The 18,350-nt window shown below is 44.1% G+C and carries 15 protein-coding genes; 10 read left to right on the top strand and 5 right to left on the bottom strand.

Annotated features, from left to right (window positions below; genetic code table 11):
• Positions 1–37: 37 nt before the first annotated feature.
• On the bottom strand, positions 38–1,135 hold the full coding sequence (locus JI667_RS11875; RefSeq protein ID WP_206854477.1) for a DUF1648 domain-containing protein: 1,098 nt from the start codon (positions 1,133–1,135) through the stop codon (positions 38–40).
• 9 nt (positions 1,136–1,144) lie between these two features.
• Positions 1,145–1,528, bottom strand: a complete 384-nt coding sequence (locus tag JI667_RS11870; RefSeq protein WP_206853706.1) for a GntR family transcriptional regulator — start codon at positions 1,526–1,528, stop codon at positions 1,145–1,147.
• A 370-nt stretch (positions 1,529–1,898) separates the two neighbouring features.
• Here JI667_RS11870 and JI667_RS11865 point away from each other — a divergent pair, with 370 nt between their 5' ends.
• The 5 genes from JI667_RS11865 (at position 1,899) to JI667_RS11845 (ending at position 8,421) form a co-directional block, all read left to right on the top strand.
• Positions 1,899–2,405 (top strand): GNAT family N-acetyltransferase, encoded by a 507-nt coding sequence (locus JI667_RS11865; RefSeq protein ID WP_206854474.1) that lies wholly within the window; start codon positions 1,899–1,901, stop codon positions 2,403–2,405.
• A 158-nt stretch (positions 2,406–2,563) separates the two neighbouring features.
• Complete coding sequence (locus tag JI667_RS11860) at positions 2,564–4,267, top strand: transglutaminase domain-containing protein (protein ID WP_244668299.1); 1,704 nt, start codon at positions 2,564–2,566, stop codon at positions 4,265–4,267.
• Between the two features lie 147 nt (positions 4,268–4,414).
• Positions 4,415–6,640 carry an EAL domain-containing protein gene (locus tag JI667_RS11855; protein WP_206853703.1) on the top strand — a complete coding sequence of 742 codons (2,226 nt, stop codon included), beginning with the start codon at positions 4,415–4,417 and terminating at the stop codon, positions 6,638–6,640.
• Between the two features lie 142 nt (positions 6,641–6,782).
• Positions 6,783–7,349 carry a DUF402 domain-containing protein gene (locus tag JI667_RS11850; protein ID WP_206853700.1) on the top strand — a complete coding sequence of 189 codons (567 nt, stop codon included), beginning with the start codon at positions 6,783–6,785 and terminating at the stop codon, positions 7,347–7,349.
• 22 nt (positions 7,350–7,371) lie between these two features.
• Positions 7,372–8,421, top strand: coding sequence for a hypothetical protein (locus JI667_RS11845; protein ID WP_206853697.1), 1,050 nt, complete (start codon positions 7,372–7,374; stop codon positions 8,419–8,421).
• A gap of 49 nt (positions 8,422–8,470) precedes the next feature.
• On the opposite strand, the gene JI667_RS11840 is transcribed toward JI667_RS11845, so the two are convergent.
• Positions 8,471–8,836, bottom strand: coding sequence for a DUF488 domain-containing protein (locus tag JI667_RS11840; protein ID WP_206853682.1), 366 nt, complete (start codon positions 8,834–8,836; stop codon positions 8,471–8,473).
• A 265-nt stretch (positions 8,837–9,101) separates the two neighbouring features.
• On the opposite strand from JI667_RS11840, the gene JI667_RS11835 reads away from it, so the two are divergent.
• From JI667_RS11835 to JI667_RS11825, 3 genes are all read left to right on the top strand, one after another.
• Complete coding sequence (locus JI667_RS11835) at positions 9,102–9,794, top strand: ABC transporter ATP-binding protein (RefSeq protein ID WP_206853681.1); 693 nt, start codon at positions 9,102–9,104, stop codon at positions 9,792–9,794.
• Entirely contained in the window at positions 9,791–14,344 is a 4,554-nt protein-coding gene (locus JI667_RS11830) for an FtsX-like permease family protein (RefSeq protein WP_206853679.1), read from the top strand. The genes JI667_RS11835 and JI667_RS11830 overlap by 4 nt, the downstream gene beginning before the upstream one ends.
• Positions 14,345–14,505: 161 nt before the next feature.
• On the top strand, positions 14,506–15,123 hold the full coding sequence (locus tag JI667_RS11825; RefSeq protein ID WP_206853677.1) for a LysE family translocator: 618 nt from the start codon (positions 14,506–14,508) through the stop codon (positions 15,121–15,123).
• Between the two features lie 108 nt (positions 15,124–15,231).
• Here the strand turns inward: JI667_RS11825 and JI667_RS11820 are convergent, their stop codons facing one another.
• Positions 15,232–15,564, bottom strand: a complete 333-nt coding sequence (locus tag JI667_RS11820) for a winged helix-turn-helix transcriptional regulator (RefSeq protein ID WP_206853663.1) — start codon at positions 15,562–15,564, stop codon at positions 15,232–15,234.
• A gap of 130 nt (positions 15,565–15,694) precedes the next feature.
• On the opposite strand from JI667_RS11820, the gene JI667_RS11815 reads away from it, so the two are divergent.
• Together JI667_RS11815 and JI667_RS11810 are read left to right on the top strand one after the other, a co-directional pair.
• The gene (locus JI667_RS11815; RefSeq protein WP_206853660.1) at positions 15,695–16,189 is read left to right on the top strand and encodes a lactoylglutathione lyase family protein; all 495 of its coding nucleotides are present in this window, start codon (positions 15,695–15,697) and stop codon (positions 16,187–16,189) included.
• A 70-nt stretch (positions 16,190–16,259) separates the two neighbouring features.
• Positions 16,260–16,766 (top strand): GNAT family N-acetyltransferase, encoded by a 507-nt coding sequence (locus tag JI667_RS11810; protein WP_244668298.1) that lies wholly within the window; start codon positions 16,260–16,262, stop codon positions 16,764–16,766.
• A gap of 54 nt (positions 16,767–16,820) precedes the next feature.
• Here JI667_RS11810 and brnQ read toward each other — a convergent pair whose 3' ends face one another.
• Positions 16,821–18,116, bottom strand: coding sequence for a branched-chain amino acid transport system II carrier protein (gene brnQ / locus JI667_RS11805; RefSeq protein ID WP_206853657.1), 1,296 nt, complete (start codon positions 18,114–18,116; stop codon positions 16,821–16,823).
• Positions 18,117–18,350 lie beyond the last annotated feature (234 nt).

The following is an 18,350-nucleotide window of genomic DNA, read 5'->3' as shown; positions in this document are numbered from 1 at the left end:
ACGTTATTGCTCGATTTAAGAGGTCCGTCCCTCAAGATTATAATAGAGTTACGATTAATATGATGAGGAGGGGGCCGATGAGGACGATGTATCCCAGTGGTCTGGCGAAGTTCAGTGTCCAGCCTACTCCGAAGCGTTTTTCGACGAAGATGGAGGGATCTTCAGGGTTAAAGTAGATGAGACCGCCTTTCCAGTATTGATCGTCGTCTGCATTGATTACTTCCGATGAGTCTTCACCGATGATTTCTCCGTCCAGATCTGAATCATTCTTTCCTACTTTGACTGCCAGTATGATACTCCCGATCAGTACGAGTGCAGAGAAAGCAAGTGGCGTTGTAATGATCAGCAGGTCGCTGACGCTGTTTTCATATAATGTGGTGAATTGCAGGAACGTAAACAACAAGGAAACCAGAACGGAAATGAAGAACAACAGCCAGCTCGTGTATTTTCGAAGACGGAGCTGACGAATTCGTGATGCCTTAACATTACCAGCACTCAACTTAATCCCGGAATTTCTGGTGAGTTCATTGATCCCGAGGAACATCCCGTTCATAATCAGTAACACCAGTGGGAGGCTCAGCGCGGTAAGATAGGTTTTACTGGTGAAAGCATCAGGTTTTCCATTTGGCCCCCAGTGGGTTGGGATCTGGTCCGGGAAGCTGTTGTAATTCATTAAAGTAAACACGATCAGTGCAACTGTGATCACCATGGGTACGGTATACACCATCCAGGGAAGCATTTCATCTTTCGTCCGGAGGTTCAATTCCGACACCCTGATTTGTTTGCGGTCCTTGAACCACTGCATTTGCTTTTTCAACGAAATGACTTTCATATGAAAATAAAAATAAAGGGCCATCGAAATAAATAAGATGACAAAAGGCATACATAATCCTGCCAATATGAGGTGGTTTTCGCTGGGTGTGTTCGTTGTTGACCAGATGAAATAGATTGTCAAAACGAGGATGGAGATGAAAAGTGTCAGGATGGCATAACTTTTTTTGTATTGTCGAAGCTGTGTGTTCTTTACCTCATCAAAGGGTATCGTCACACCAAACACGACTGTCCGTTTCACAATGAAAGGAATCGCGATTTGAAGCGCTACCAGAAAGCCTACCGTGACGTAAATAAGTGTCATTTCCAATGGTTACTCCCCCTTAATGTTTAAAATGATGGACGTGACTAATTCAGTAATCTCCTTCTCACTCAAACCAACGACCAGGGATTCCACTATTACAGGGCGCAATTGTTCAGAGAACTGGTTCAACTTATGCGGCGGAATTTTCCCCTCGGCAGGTGAACAAATGACAGCGCCGGACTTCGGAACAATCCGGATAATCCCTTTGCTTTCCAATTCATGATAACTTTTATTCACCGTATGCATGTTCACACCAAGGTCACCAGCAAGGCTCCTTACAGAAGGAAGTACGTCTCCCGGTGTCAGTTCTCCCCTGACGATTCCTTCCATGATTCCATTTCGCACTTGGGCATAGATCGGTATATCTGATTGAGGCTCGATTTGGATGAACAAAGCGTCACCTCCTGTTTTGTTATGGTCATAGGATAACAAATTTGTTCTAGTATGTGTATAACAAAAGGTGGTGAATTCCAGAAAAAGTTAGGGGGTCAGATGTTTCCCGTTATCTTTTGATTATCTAAATGAGTGGAGTGAAGAGGGTGAGACATAAAAAAATTCGCTGGTTAAAGAGAAAGGCTAAACGTTGGTAAGCTACCTGGAAAAACCCATGGATGAAGAGATGGGGTATAGGGAGAGGGAGCTTATTTTTATAGGGAAATTGAGATAAGGTGATTAAAAGAGTAGTAGAATAAAATTAAGCCTATTGCCGACAGAAGTACCGGCATGGTGGAGAATTGAGAGACTTGGGAGTGGAGTGGTCATGATGAATCAAGGCGTGAAAATCGAAGAACTGAAAAGCATAGATCCCTTTATTGGTGAAATGTCTGATTTATTAAGGGTAGTAGTGGATAACGGGGCATCAATCGGCTTCTTATCCCCATTGGCTCCATCTGATGCTGCGGAATATTGGATGAATATCCTTCGCCCACATGTGATCCTATATGTGGCCTGGGTGGATAATACCATTGCTGGAACCGTACAGCTTCATCTTTGTACCAAACAGAACGGGACCAATCGAGCAGAAATCGCCAAGATGATGATGCACCCCGCCTTCCGCCAAAAAGGCATCGCCAAAAAACTCATGCAAACCGCTGAGAAAAGAGCGAAAGAAGAGGGACGGACCTTGCTCATACTTGATACGGTCGAAGGGGCACCTTCCAATCATTTATACACTTCCTTGGGATACGTTCAAGGAGGGCGGATCCCTGAGTACGCCGCATCTCCTAATGGTGAATTAGAACCGACCATTATCTATTACAAACAGATATAGAAGGGTCGTGGGAGGGACGGACCTCTAAATCAGGTTATTAAAAATTCACTTTCACTAGTTTGAAGGTCCGTCCCTCCTTCTGAATTAGGGAAATAGGACCGGGAACCGATGGTGGTATTGTGCGTAGATGTATTATACAGAAAGTTTAGGAGGATGGCATGAGGAAGAATAATAGATCGTCTTTGATGGCGTTGTTTGGTTTGTTGGTCTGTTTTCTGTTTGTGGCAGCATGCAGCGACTCGAATGTGAGCAGTGGGGAAACGAAGGCACATAACAAAGAAGAAGATCCGTATGAAAAGGAAGTAATGAAAAAGAATAAGGAACTTGGGGAACTGAAGCCTTTGGAGCTCACTTCCTACAGTGAGGAAATCGGCGCTACTATAAATGAACCGACATACAAAGATTTTGCGGTAAATGGAAAAGTGAGGGTGAACGGAGAGATTGAGAAGTATCAGGATCTAAAATCAAGCTATGTCTGGATCAAGGTCAGGTCTAGTGAGGAAGGACCTGCAGGTAGGCAGCTTGAATATTACACACCGATAAAAGACGGAAAGTTTAAGCAGGACATTCACTTTTTCAATGGCAAAGGGGAATACAGCATTTCAGTGCAACTTCCAAGCAAGGACCGTGAGGATTACTACTATGAGACGGCCTCCTTTACCGTCCATAATGTGAATCCCGAGGCTGATAGGGACGTTACCCTGACTCCGTTCGGACAGGATGCGGGACTCACTTTATCCACGAAATCAAGTTACGTGAAAGGGGATGAAGTCTTCTCTCTTAAAGGTGAGGCGGCTGAGCTGACGGATGAAGATAGCATGATGCTTAGAATGAAGAAGGATTCTGAGAACTGGAAACATGTCATCCCTATAAAAGATGGGGAATTCAGTTATGATATCCCGCTTTTTTATGGAAAAGGAGTACATGAGCTTGAAGTGCTCGTTCCTGATGAAGACCGTGAGAACTACTATCAGACCGCCACGACGATCCTCATCGATAATGCATCTGCTCGTGTGATGAGCCCGATCGACTATTCGGAAACTTTCAGGGAGAGGGGAGTGACATTGGAATCCCCGCAATTCGGGGGAGAAGAGTCTGACGGACTATATAAAATTAAAGGAAGCATCGATCCGATGGCGGAATTCGGACCTGAAACCACTCATATTTATATCACCACGAAAAAGGGTGAGGACGAAGCGCTCGATGTGATTCCCGTTGAGGATTTTACGTTTGATGATTCGTTTTACCTTCGCTTTGGGCCCGGAACGTATGAAGTGACCCTCAGTGTCCCTGAAATCAAGGAAGAAAACAGTGATTACTTCAGATTCTTCGGTTTTGCGAAGTTTGAAGTGGAATCCACAGGGGAAGATAAGCGGGATCTCCTGCCTTCACGTGGAGTACAGTCTGATTCTCCTGAGATCAAGAAGCAGGTGGAAACCGTCACAGCAAGAAAAACGAGTGACAGAGATAAGGCGAAAGCCATCTACGATTATGTCGCAAAGAATATTTCCTATGACGTTGAAAAGTATGAAAATGATGACTTTAATTGGGATGACAGTGCATTGAAAACCCTGCAATCCAAGACCGGTGTGTGCCAGGATTATGCATATCTGGCGATTGCCATGCTTCGGGCCATTGACATTGAGGCAAGGTTTGTAGATGGCAGGGCAGGGGGCATTTTCCCTGGAAGGCACGCCTGGGTGGAGGCAAATCTGGATGGGGAATGGGTGACCCTTGACCCGACATGGGGATCGGGCTATTTGAAAGACGGTCAGTTCGTCCCTGCCTTTAATGAAGATTATTTTGATCCGGATATGAATGAATTTAAGAAGACACATACGCGTACGGGTGTGTCGTATTGATTGGTATCACGATTCAAAGAACCAGCTTTGTTCAGGAGCTGGTTCTTTTTTTGATGTATAGAGGAAATTATTAGCTGTATTGTGAATGAAACCCATAAATAGTACACTTGGGTAAAGGAAGAATTTTTATCATCGGGAGAGTAATGAATGTTCTTTATACAAAATAAGAAAACAGTCCTCATACTATTTATAACAATGATTTTTTTGGAAATACTGGATTTTTCATGGAAAACGATTGATCACTCTGTAGAAGGATCATTACTCCTTCACACAGGATTAGTCCTTTGTATGCTTTCTCTATTGTTTCTTCTTTTTAGAGGGAATTGGAGTGCCACAAAGGAATTATCCAAGAGCAATAAGAATTTAAACAACATATTTGAAACCCTTGATGTTGCCATATGGTCTCACGATTTAAAGTCAGATGTCCTTTTAATCACACCGGGGATTGAGAATTTATATGGATATCCTTTAAACGACTTTTATCAGGATACTCTTCTGTGGAAAAAAGTGATTCACCCCGAAGACAAGCACGTATTGGACGAAAGGGCGGAGAACCTAGGTGCCGGTCAGGCATGTGTGAGTATTTACCGGATCATCAGGCCGGATGGTCAGGTTCGCTGGATACAGGACAGGGGAATCCCGACCTTGGATGAAAACGGTGAAATGATTTCTTTTACCAGCGTTTTATTTGATATTACCAATCGCAAAGAAAGTGAAGATCAATATCGTAGTTTAGTAGAGTTGTCACCGGATATCATTGCCGTGATCAGCAACCAGACATTTGATTATATCAATGAAGCCGGAAGCAGGCTGATTGGTGCAGAAAGCCCTTCAGATATTATCAACCAAGACGTTGCCCTTTTTACCAGTCTTGAAAATATCAAGAACATTAGGGAGGAGACAAAGGGCTCGACTTCAGGGGAACGATTTGAACTGACCATTTCTCGCCTTAACGGAGAAGAAATCGAGTTGGAGATTTCCGCCATGCCCATCTTGTATGGAGGAAGGATGGCCATCCAATTGGTCGGCCGGGATATTACGAATCGGAAGAAAGCAGAGAAAACGATTCATGCCATGGCGTATTATGACTCTTTGACCGGTCTTCCGAACAGGAATAAATTCAAGCAATACTTAGAAGAGTCCATCGAGGAAAATGCGGACCATTCCTTTGCCATCTTATTTTTGGATTTGGACCGGTTCAAAGTCATCAACGATACGAAGGGACATTCTACGGGAGATGTCATTTTAGAGAAGGTCTCCATGCGATTGAAAAATGTCGTGAAAGACAACGGAATTGTATTCAGACAAGGAGGGGATGAGTTTATTATCATACTCTCTGAATTGAGTGAAATAGAGGTCGGAAATAGGACGCAGGCTGTATTACAAAGCTTCAACCGTCCATTCGTTATTCATGATCAGGAATTCTTTGTGACAACGAGCATCGGGATCAGTATGTACCCAAAGGATGGAAGGGATCAGGAAAGCTTAATTAAGCATGCAGATACTGCCATGTATTTAGCGAAGGAACGAGGAAAGAACAATTTTCAGTTCTATTTTCCAGAACTTGAGAAAGCTTCTTCGAGAAATATGGAAATTGAGAATGGATTGCGAAAGGTATTGGAGTTTGGCCAATTAAGTCTCCATTATCAGCCGAAAGTGAACCTCTATACCCATGAGATTACCGGTGTAGAAGCGTTGGTACGTTGGGATCATCCGGAACTGGGAATGATTCCTCCTTGTGAATTCATTCCACTGGCAGAGGAGACAGGCTTGATCATTCCGATTGGAGAGTGGGTTCTGCATGAGGCGTGCAGACAAAGCATGGAGTGGGAACAGAATGGATTGGGTATTGTTCCTGTTGCAGTGAATATATCTGTTCGGCAGATCAAAGATGATGGATTTGTTCAAATGGTGGAAGATACATTGCAGAATCTCGCGTGCCAGCCTGAACGACTTGAGCTTGAAATAACGGAGAGTATTATGCAGGACTTCGAAAGGTCAACCTCCGTACTTAACAGGTTAAAACAGTTGGGGGTCACCATATCCATGGATGACTTCGGAACGGGTTACTCTTCATTGAATAATTTAAGGCATCTACCAATCGATAATATCAAAATCGATAAATCGTTCGTGGATGATATTGTTAAAAGTTCAAATCAGGTCTCGATTGTAAAAGCCATCATAGACATGAGTCAAAACATGAAATTCACGACTATAGCAGAAGGGATTGAAACGGAAGAACAGGTATTATTTTTGAAGGGGAACGGTTGTCAGATAGGGCAGGGATATTATTTTAGCCGTCCGCTGCCAGTGCGGGAATTAGAAGTACTTTTACTTGAAAGAAAGCATTCCGTTGAAATATCAAATCAATAAATAAAACCCGAACCCACCCATATTGTGTGAGAGGGACGGACCTCATATTAGCATTGAAAACAAAGGATTTTTTGTTGCTTAGAGGTCCGTCCCTCTATTTTATTTGTTACACTGATAAGGTTGGTACTGGAGTTGTGGAGGGATGATTGTGTATGGAGATGGAAGGGGCGGTTTTGGTCAGGTTGGAGATCGGATTATAGAGAGAAAGTTTGGTTATGACGGAAGTGTAGTGGATCATTCCTGCAGGGTTTTGAAAATGGGAGTAGAAGAGGCAGTGCTTTTTCATAAGATTGAAGATGATTTCACTATGTCAATAAACGAATCAAGCTTGACCGTCCAAAAAGGAAGCTATACGATTGCGCATTATTGGGAGAATCGCGCTTATAATCTTTATATTTGGAGAGATTACAGTGGTGAGTATGTAGGCTCTTATTTTAATATCGTCAAAAATACGAATATGAACAATGAAGTCGTTTCTTTCGAAGATCTCATTATTGACCTTCTCGTATTTAAGGATGGAAAAGCATTTGTACTGGATGAAGACGAGTTACTTGTTTCTATAGAGGAGTTTGAGAATGGTTTGGTACTAAAAGAACTAAATGAATTAGTTGATGAGCTGGATAGATTACTACCAAAACTTATTTCTGATTCAAGGGTTTATTTTCCTCATGATGTTTTTCTCGGGTGGCTGCGCGACCCGGAAAGCTGAAGGGAGGTGTCTCGGTTTAAGGATGAAAATAATAGATGATAAAGATATCGTCCATCCAGCTTCAGGTGCTGTCATTATGGCTATTGGTATTTTTCTTTATGCTGCAGTGGATGCTTTTACATGGATCAACTACACGAGTGGAGAAGTAATGGCTGTGTTCCTGATAGTATTGGCAGTCTTCACCTATCAATCTATTTTCAAGCAATGGGTACTGAAGCCATGCTTCACTGTACTTATACGAAATCCTGTTCAATCATTCGCCGTTGGATCCTGGGTTGCCGGGCTATCGGTGTTAAGTAACGTCATCACTAAATATTTTCCGGCAATGAGCATGGGTGTACAGGTTATGATGATGATCAATACTCTCTTATGGGTGGTGTTTACGGCCAACTGCTTCTATCAATTCAAAGAACTGATGAAACGACCGTCAGCGTATGCTCCTCATGGGGTGGTGCTGCTGTCTGCTGTTGCCACTCAATCATTGGTGATCTACTGGTTGAAGGTATTTTCTCTTCCAAAGGGACTGCTGATTGGAGTGATATCACTTGGGGTCCTGCTCTATACCATTGGTTTGACAATCGTGGTGCTGCGTTATATAAGAGGGAATCCTTGGACGATCATTGACGATTGGCCAAGCACAAACTGTATCATTCATGGTGCTTTATCCATTACAGGTCTTGCTCTCGTCACTTCAGAAATGTTTTCAGGAAGGATCATGATGATCTTTTGGCTCTTTGTGTTTATCCTCTTGATTTGTATAGAAGTGATGGAAGTGGTGAGGGCGGTCAAGCGGATTCAGAAACTGGGCTGGAAACGAGGGATATTTACCTATCATATCAGTCAGTGGTCACGAAACTTCACCTTTGGAATGTTTTATGCTTTTACTATGACCATGCATCAAAATCCTTATTATATGAATGACTTTTATGAGTTTCATCAAGGATTCCTGCATTTCTGGATGTGGATTGTCTTCCTGCTTCTCATAACCGAGATTGGTTTATGGGCAGGATCGAACAGAAATCTACATGGAAAGAAGACGAAGCAGTTATCTAGAGGGACGGACCTGGAATGAGCGGGGGACCTGGTGGTTTCGTGTTGGTTTCAGAGGTCCGTCCCTCGTTTCATTTGGATGATATTTCGTCTAATACCTCTTTTAGGACAATGGCGTGGTTGTGCTGATCATCTTTTGCTCCGTAAAGGAGTACTACGCGCTTGTTCAATGAGAGTTTTATTAACTTTTTCAGCTGCTCCTGCTTTTCTTCACCTTGAGAAAGTTCTTTTTTGTATGCTTCCCTAAATTCCTCGAACTTCCCGGCTTCGTGATTGAACCACTTCCGTAAAGAGGGGCTGGGGGTGAGTTCTTTCATCCATTCATCCAAGTCGGCGTCTTCTTTTGATATCCCACGTGGCCAGATTCGGTCGATTAAAATACGGTGTCCTTTTACTAAGGGCGGCTCATCATAAATCCGTTTTAACACAAAAGACATTATAAGATTCTCCTCCTCCATTCTTATCTAATTAGAGGATAACGAATGGAAAGGAGAAAGCAAAGGTTTTTGTTTAACCATCTCCAGCCTCCAGCATAGATCAACAAATGCAAGTTGAAGCAACTTTTGTCACTGCTTTTAGGTCCGTCCCTCTAATAGTGCTTCTAATTGTGCCTTTTAATAATATTTACGTAACTTTGAAATATTTGTATTATATCTGTTATAATTGTTAAAAAATTCAAACGATTATAATGGGGGATTTTGAATGGCTATTGGGGTCAAGGTTGATGGGGTTTCGAAGGCATATAAGGGTGAAGGGGTTGAGACCCATGCTTTGCTGCAGGTGTCTGCCGAGTTTCGGCAGGGGGAGTTCGTCTCTGTCGTGGGTTCATCAGGCTCTGGGAAGTCGACGTTATTGAGTGTGATCGGGACGTTGGATAAGCCGACAGAAGGAAAGATTTTATTTGGATCAAAAGATGTCACGGAATTCACTCAGAAAGAAATGGCGGATTTTAGATTTCAGAGCATCGGATTCATTTTTCAACAGTTTCATTTAATTCCGACTATGACGGCTATGGAGAATGTGATGGCACCTCTATTCTCAAGAAAAGTTCCGTATAACAAGAAAGAGCGGGCAATCGAACTTTTGGAATCACTAGGACTTGGGGATAAATTACATTCCCTTCCTTCTCAATTATCAGGTGGTCAGCAGCAGAGGGTGGCGATTGCCCGGGCATTGGTCCACGAGCCACAGTGGCTTCTGGCCGATGAACCGACAGGGAATCTGGATACTGAAACAGGTGAGTTAATCTTCCAAATCATCCATTCGCTCAACAAGGATAAAGGTTGTGGCATCATCTTTGTCACCCATGATATAGAGCTTGCCGGGAAAGCAGACCGAATCATTGAAATGAAGGATGGCAGGATTGTGTCTGATCGAGTGGTGGAACCTATATGATCCGTTTTATATGGAATACATGGTGGAGGGATAAGCAGCGGTTCATCCTGTTAATCATTGGGGTTCTGTTATTGAGCGTCGGACTTAGCTATCTGGTCGGGATGACGCAGACGAACAATGGAACGATTGTAAATGAACTGCAGAAAAAGTGGAAATCTTCCTATCACATGGTGGTGAGACCTCCTGATTCAAGAAGCGTCACGGAAGAAATGAATCTGCTGGAACCAAACTACTTGAGTGGGCTTGATGGGGGAATCTCTCTCGAACAATATGAAACCATTAAACAATTGGGAGAAGTCGAGATTGCCGCTCCCATCTCCATGATGGGATATGTACTCAATGATGTCCAAATGGCGCAGTTATCAGTAACGGAGCCGGGTATTTACCGTTTGAAGGAAGAGGAAGTGGTGAAGACCGGAGCGAAGGACGAAGTGGACGGAGGGAACTACTACTTTACAATCGGCGGTGGAAGGGAGTATAGCATGGACCCGGGGTATGGAGTCGGGGCATCCCCGGGAAGCCTGTCTTACGGGACTGAAATCCTCGTGGCCGGAATCGATCCGGAACAGGAAGCGAAGCTTGTCGGACTGGATCATGCTATTGTAAAAGGGAAAGGAAGCCGTTATTTCTCAGAAACAGATGAGGTCATGGATACCCCTCTGGAAGGCGACTTAACTGATACAACAATCCCCGTCATTTTAAGCGATCGTGAATTTGTAGATGGGGAAATACATTATACCGTGGAAAAGCTTGATCTGGACTTTGATCCTGCCAGCCAAAGTGAAACGATGGAAAGAGTAAAAGGAAATGGCGGAGAGGCATACCTTGACAAGCAAATAGGGAGTGTAGTGGAGGAAAAGCGTTTTACGACAAACAAGGCACACGAGAAAGTTGTCAGTACGGTCATGAATCCAAGCTACGCCAATGATATGGGTGGCATGAGCTGGATGGCTCTGAAGCCTTCTCCTGTAACCTATCAGCCAGTAACGAGCCCATTTAGTGAAAGATGGGCATTCAGTTATGAAGTAGAGCCTTACAACCTGCCTGAAGACTCCCTTCTCTCGGTAGATCAGGCTTACCGCCCGGTTGAGATGTTCGGGGAGAATAGCTCGAGCTGGCCTCGGATAAGGTTGGATTACATAGGAATCTTTGATGCCCAGAAACTGAACATTTCAAAGGATCCTTTAACCGAGCTGCCCGTCGAAACATATTTTCCTTCGAAAGCCAGTTGGGTAATAGATGAAAATGGGAAACCGGTTAATCCTCCTGTCAATATGAAGCCTGAAAATAATCCCTATGGTTTCTTGACGAAGCCTCCTTTAATGCTGACCACCTTGGAAGCAGCAACGCATGTTCTGGGGGATAAACCCATATCAGCCATACGTGTCAACGTAAAGGGTGTCGAGACGTTCAATGAAGAAAGTGAAGCGACCCTGCAAAAGGTGGCTAAAAAGATAGAAGAAGAAACAGGATTGATAGTCGACGTCACATTGGGATCATCTCCTCAGCCTGCTTTGACCCATATCCCGGGAATAAAGGGGGAAACGGGCTTCGGCTGGATCGAACAACCGTGGATCAAAATCGGTTCCTCCATCACGATTTTTAAAGAAGCAAAACTTGGAGTGTCAGGAGTCGTTGGCAGCGTTGTGGTCGTGGCCATTGTGTACGTGTTTTCTTCCAACCTGATTATGATGTATGCCCGTAAAAGGGAGTTTGCCGTATTACTTTCATTGGGGTGGCGTCCGAATCAGCTTTCAAAGCTCCTCCTCCTTGAGTCCCTTATTCTCGGTTCCGTTGTATCCATCATCAGCTGGCTGATATTAGGCTGGTTTACAGTCGCAAACAATCTTGACACATCCCTTATCAGGGTTGCCCTTATCGGATTGATTGGGCTCGGCATTTATTTGATGGGTGCGGTGATCCCTGCCAATCTGGTGAGGAGGATCAGGCCGTATGAAGCGATGCGTTCAGGTGAAATCACCGTGAAGCAGAAGAGATTTGTGAAATCTGAATCCGTTGTGGGAATGGCGGTCAACTCGATGCTTTCGAGATGGAAACGCACCATTCTATCCGTCGTTTCCATGGGTCTGCCAACAGGACTGCTCGTCTTTTATCTGTTCATCACCTTACGTTTGAAAGGGGTCATGTACACGACCTGGTTAGGGGAGTATGTGGCCATGGAAGTCAGCACGATGCATTATGTGGCAATGGGAATCGCCTTGACCATCGCGGTCCTGACGACGGCAGAAATCATTTGGCAGAACGTGGCTGAAAGACAGCCGGAAATATCGGTGTTTAAATCACTTGGATGGAAGAATGGGACCGTTCGGATGCTGGTCATTCTGGAAGGAATGTTTTCCGGTGTCCTTGCAGGAATCATTGGATTGGTCTTTGCCTTTGCGATGGTTTGGATGATGTATGGGGACATCCCCTTTGCACAGTTATGGATGTATGGGGCGTCTCTGTTGATTCCGATTTCCACGGGGGTGTTAGCCGCCCTCCTACCGGCAAGAAAAGCAGTCAATACCCCGCCTTTCCAAGGATTGAATGGGACGTACAGTAATGATAGAAAAGTGGAGAAACAGTTTAAATACGTTCTTGTCACTGTAGCGGCAGTCATGTTCTTCTCAGTATTTGCTCTTTTAGGGAAAGGAATTCCAGAGGGACATAAGGTTGAAACCGCCAGTGTGATTGCCCCTGAGGAACAACAGGGGACAGAAGGGAAGACAACAGATGTTTTCAAACCGGATAAAGAGAAGAAGGAAGATACCGCCATGGATGCGCCTCTTCCCTTTTTAAAAGCGAAGGAACTCGCTAAAAAGCAGGCAGTCGTTGGAGAAAGACTGGATTTTGACGAGCAATCGATTCTTATTGAAGCACCCAGTCAATCCTCTTCGGAACTGAGGGCGAAGAACAAGCATCAGCTCATCACCATACCCGTCAGTTGGGATTTCAAATACAGTAGTGATCCCTATATTGACAGGATATCGTTCAAACCAGGTGCCTACACTCTCCTGGATGAAAAAGGGAAGAAATATTATCCTTTGGAAACGGATGTGGTGAACGCGGTCAACTACCAGGCGGGGAGAGTGAAGCTTCCTGGCAAGGTAACTGCTCTGTTGACGTTTGAAGTTCCTGAGAAATATCATCGCTTTCTCATTAGTGGAAGGATTCCTGATGAGCACAGGGACATAGTTGCAGAATTAACCAAAGAAGATCTGAATAAAAGCAGAAAGAAGTATGAACTGAAAGAATCAGGGATTCCCCAGGAAGCATCTGCGGACTATAACTTGAAGTTGAAAATGGATCATGAGAAAAAGTGGAGTGTTCAAGCAGATATCAAGGTGACCAATCACTCGGATGAGTCTTTTGAGAATATTGGTTTTTATTTTATTCCGAATGCGTTCACGGAAGATAATAAACCGGAGTTCCTGAAAGATCATGCAGAAACCGTTATGGGTTCCATTCAGAGTAGGGGGAAGAGTCTTTCGTTTTCATTGGATGGGAATCAGCTCCTTGTAGATCTTGACGAAAAGCTGCCACCCGGGGAATCCAAAACGGTTAGTTTCAAGTACACCATGACGCTTCCGGAAGAAGGATTGCGTTTATCCCGGAAAGGGGATGACTTTTTCCTTGCCCAATGGTATCCGATGCTCGCAACGTATCATGATGGATGGGACATTCAACCTTTCGACCCAAAAGGTGAATCGTATAATACCACATATGGAACCTTTGAAGTCTCATTTGAAACGCCTGAAGAATATTTAGTGGCAAGCTCGGGAGTGGATGTAGGGAATGAACCGGTCAGTCAAGGTGTAGTGGAAGGAAAGAGTATCCGGGACTTCTATATTGCCTTCTTGAATCCCCGGGAATGGGAACAGAAAACGGAGAAAGTCAAGGTAGGGATGTATCGCAACGTAGAACTTCGGGCCTTTATTAAAAAAGGTCAGTCATCGATTATGAGCGATGTTCTAAAGAAAGCAAGGGACGCATATCTCTTTTACCATGACTCCATTGGTGAGAACCCTTCAAATGAATTGGATCTGATCGGGAATAATGGAGACATGGAATATTCCAATATTGTTGAAATTTCAGGTGACCCGAATGGCTATGAACATCCATTGGTTCATGAAATCGCCCATCAATGGTTCTATCAGGGAGTGGCGAATGACCCTTACCGGGATGCCTGGCTGGATGAAAGTCTGACAGAGTTACTATCCTCTTATTATCTCGCATATGCATATAAGGACGAGGGAAAAGCGTTTGCCTTTTCGAATCAAGTGTTGAACAGTGGGAAGCCGGAACCATTCTTAAATACTCCCCTGAATGAATTTGAGAATAATTACATTTCAACTGTATATGGAAAAGGGCCGAATCTGTTAAACGATTTCTTGGACGAACATGGAGGTAGGACCGAAGCATTAAACTTCCTGGCAGCCTACTACAAAGAATATCAATACAAACACGTGGACTCCCGCACCTTTGCCGAATTCTTCGAACAATATTACGACGGCAGCCAGAAAGAATTCCTGGACAGTTGGCTTAAATAAGAGAGGGACGGACCTCCAAACGCTTATATTCTATCCAATTAAGCGATCTGCTGGAGGTCCGTCCCTCTAAAAACGCTGCCATTATGATGAAATCTTTTATAGAAAGTTCTGTCGTGCCGTTGCATTCAGATACGTTTTCTGCGGAATAAGGAGAGGAAAAAATGACCGCTGCAATATTATTTATGAAAAGTCTCATTATCGGTGTGGCAATTGCTGCTCCTGTTGGACCTGTCGGGATTCTCTGCATTCAACGTACATTGTCATATGGAAGAAAGACAGGTTTCATTTCAGGGCTAGGGGCAGCCACGGCAGATGCTCTTTACGGACTGATTGCCGTCATGGGACTTACGATTGTGTCGGGCTTCCTGCTGAATCACCAGTTCTGGATACAATTATGGGGAGGGTTGTTCCTGTTCCTGCTTGGATGGAGGACGTTCAGCACACCACCGTCGGCAACAGTGACAGACGAACCGCATCCCACTTCCCTGTTGAAGGGTTTTTTATCTGTTTTCTTGTTAACGCTCACCAATCCTATGACGGTACTTGCTTTTATTGCGATCTTCGGGGTGTTTCGGGTGGCAGGTTCTCAGGATTTAGGGACTGCACTGACGGTGGTGTCTGGCGTGTTTTTCGGATCGGCCATTTGGTGGGGGTTTCTCGCCTTGGTTGGAGGCTTTATAAGCGGCAGAATGGGAAAGGCTTCGTTAAGTATGATCAATCGTTTAGCGGGTATCATCCTAACTATTTTCAGTGTACTATTCCTCATTGACTTGTTATAAGAAAAGGGAGGACTAGAGGGACGGACCTCCAAAATGGATACTTACTTTACATAAGATATCCTTGTGGAGGTCCGTCCCTTTAAACGTCCCTTTAAGTTGTCCCATTACCTAAAACTCCCCATGTTCATTTCCCCATTCATGCATCTGCTGAAGGATTGGCATGAGGGTCATACCGAGGTCTGTCATGGAGTATTCGACTTTGGGGGGGATGGTGTCGTATTGGGTACGGGTGATGAATCCGTCTTCTTCGAGTTCTTTCAGCTGCTGGCTCAGTACTTTGTGGGCAACACCCGGTAGAAGGCGTCGCAATTCATTGTACCGGTGCGTCCCTTCCGTACCGAGATGCCAGAGGATGACCGTCTTCCATTTTCCTCCGATTTTTCGCAATGTGAATTCAATTGAACATTTCAATTTCCCCTGTTGATCGACAGGTGTATCCATCGTGCACCAGTCCTTTCTTACCTAAAGGTTAGTTTCTTACAAAAAAGTGCATTCTTACATTTATTCGCTTCTCTTCGTATAATGAAGTCGTGTTAGATGAGACTAATCAAAACGAAGGAGGAATCATTCAATGTTACCATATCCAAGATCATTTTCTCATATAGGACTTTCCGTCCCAAACCTTGAAGAAGCGATTACATTTTACCAAGAGGTGTTCGGTTGGTATGTCATCATGGAACCTTCCGATGTCGAAAATGACGACACTGCCATCGGACAGATGTGCCGTGACGTGTTCGGGAACGACTGGGACAAGTTCAGAATTGCCCACATGGCAACAGGTGATAAAATCGGGATCGAGCTATTTGAATTCCCGCACAATGAAAAACCTGAGAACAACTTTGAATATTGGAAGACAGGATTATTCCATTTCTGTATTCAGGATCCCGATGTAGAAGGCATGGTCGAAAAGGTCAAGCAGCACGGTGGAAAACAGCGGATGCCGGTCCGCGAGTATTACCCAGGTGAGAAGCCTTATCGTATGGTGTATGTGGAAGATCCGTTCGGAAATATTTTTGAAATTTATTCCCACAGCTATGAGTTAACGTATTCTGAAGGCGCATATTAAATCCAACCAGCAAGGCACGTTCCAAGATGGACGTGCCTTTTTATAGTGAAAAAAAGGGATTTCCCCAGAAATGAAGAATCCATTTAATATACGTCAATGCAGTAAAGAGAGGAAACCCGTCATGAAGGTCGTTGAGTTACAGAAAGAAATGAGTTTATTTGATAACGCAGTGAAAGCTTTTTGGGAGCAGTGGGGGAGCGAAGATAATTTCAGATTTTACGAAGATTGTATGTACCATTCATGCCGTACGGAAGAGGACCTTCCCAGATTTTATACCGTGTTACGGGAAAGAAAGATCATAGGCACTTACGCTTTACTCAGGAACGACCTTAACAGCCGACAGGATTTGTTTCCATGGCTTGCATGTCTATATGTAGATCCAGCGCATAGAGGAGGCAGGCTGGGTTCCTTAATGCTGGACCATGCTTTAAACGAAGCCGGTAAAAAAGGATACCAACAGCTCTACCTCACAACGGACCTGGAAAACTATTATGAAAAATATGGATGGATGCATTCAACTGAGGCCATTGGATTAAGCGGTGAGTCCATGAAGGTTTATGTGAAGGAAAGTAACTAAAAAGCAGCGAGGGACAGGTGTCTGTCCCTCGCTGCTTTTTTAGAGGTCCGTCCCTCAAATTTTCTTCTGCACCCGGTCAATGGTGTATCCTGCGATGACAGCGAGGAGGGCGGGGGTGGTCCAGGAAAGCCCATTTCCGCTGAGGGGGAGTATGCTTAGGGCTTTCTGTATGGCACTCATTGGGATCGGAAGGGTGGTAAGCATTTCGTAAAAGGCAAAGATTGTCGCAACACTGACCCCGTATACATACATCCTTCTGCTTTCCCCGAAGAAGTGCTGGAAGAGGGATAGAGCTACAAGAACGATGGCAACAGGATAAATGAAAACAAGAAGGGGAGCGGCAACCGATAAGATCATGTTCAGTCCCAGGTTGGTCACGGCCATACCGACCAGGATGAAGATCAAGACATACGTTTTATACGAATATTTTGGATACACATCTTGGAAAAATCGCCCACAGGCATTGATAAGGCCGATACAAGTCGTCAAACAGGCAATCATCACGATCAATCCAAATAACATATTGCCGCTGTATCCGAATAGCTGCTGAGATGCCACTACCAGTATTTCCGCTCCGTTTTCCATTGGTCGTTCATGTGGGATGACCCGGCCGATCCATCCCAGTGATAAATAAACCAATACCAATCCTACGGCGGCAATCAGCCCTGAACTTATAGTCCCGCGAATCAGCTCTGATTTTGACGATGCTCCTTTTTCCTTCAAACCGTTGATGATGACGATTCCAAACGCCAGGGCAGCTACGGCATCCATGGTGAAATACCCTTCCAGAAAGCCTTTTAGAAATGGAGCGGATTGGAATTTCTCTGTGGGCATGGCATCGGCGTAATCAAATATGATAAAAGCGCGTACACATAATACCGCCAATACAATGAGCAGCACGGGAGTTAAATACTGTCCGACGAGATCAATGACTTTCTTCGGATTGATGCTAAGTATGTAGGTTAAACCAAAGAAAGCTATAGAGAAGAATAATAGAGGAAGTCGCCCCTCTACATCGGTCATTTGTAAAAAACCCAATTCATACGCCACATTGGAAGCCCTGGGGATTCCGTAAAGAGCCCCTATTGACATGTAAATCACGATGGCAAACACAAGTCCGAAGACTGGGTGGACACGTTCACCAATTGATATTAATCCGTTTTTGGAAAGGGAAACCGATATAATCGTTAAAAAAGGCAAAAATACTGCCGTTAAAATAAATCCGGAGATCGCTGCAATAAAATATCCTCCGGCTTCCAATCCAAGATAAGGGGGGAAAATTAAATTCCCGGCACCAAAAAATAATGAAAAAAGCATAAATCCCGAGATGAGGATATCTTTTTTCCTCATAACCATTCCTCCAATACTCTCTACTGCCTATCACATGAAAAAACCCGCCCCTTATGAGGGACGAGTCCTGGCTCGCACTATAAACCATATTTCGTATGTGATCACATTAAAGTCATACTTTTCATCTTATTTCAAATTTCGTTAATACTCACAATCTAGCACAGGGCATTTGCCTCGTCAATGAATTTTCCTAATATAATAGTAATTTCTCTACTCTTGATCTTCCTTTTCTGG

This window comes from Bacillus sp. NTK074B (genome assembly GCF_017303375.1).
Lineage (GTDB): Bacteria > Bacillota > Bacilli > Bacillales > Bacillaceae_B > Rossellomorea.
This window is presented reverse-complemented; position numbering and strand designations above follow the sequence as displayed.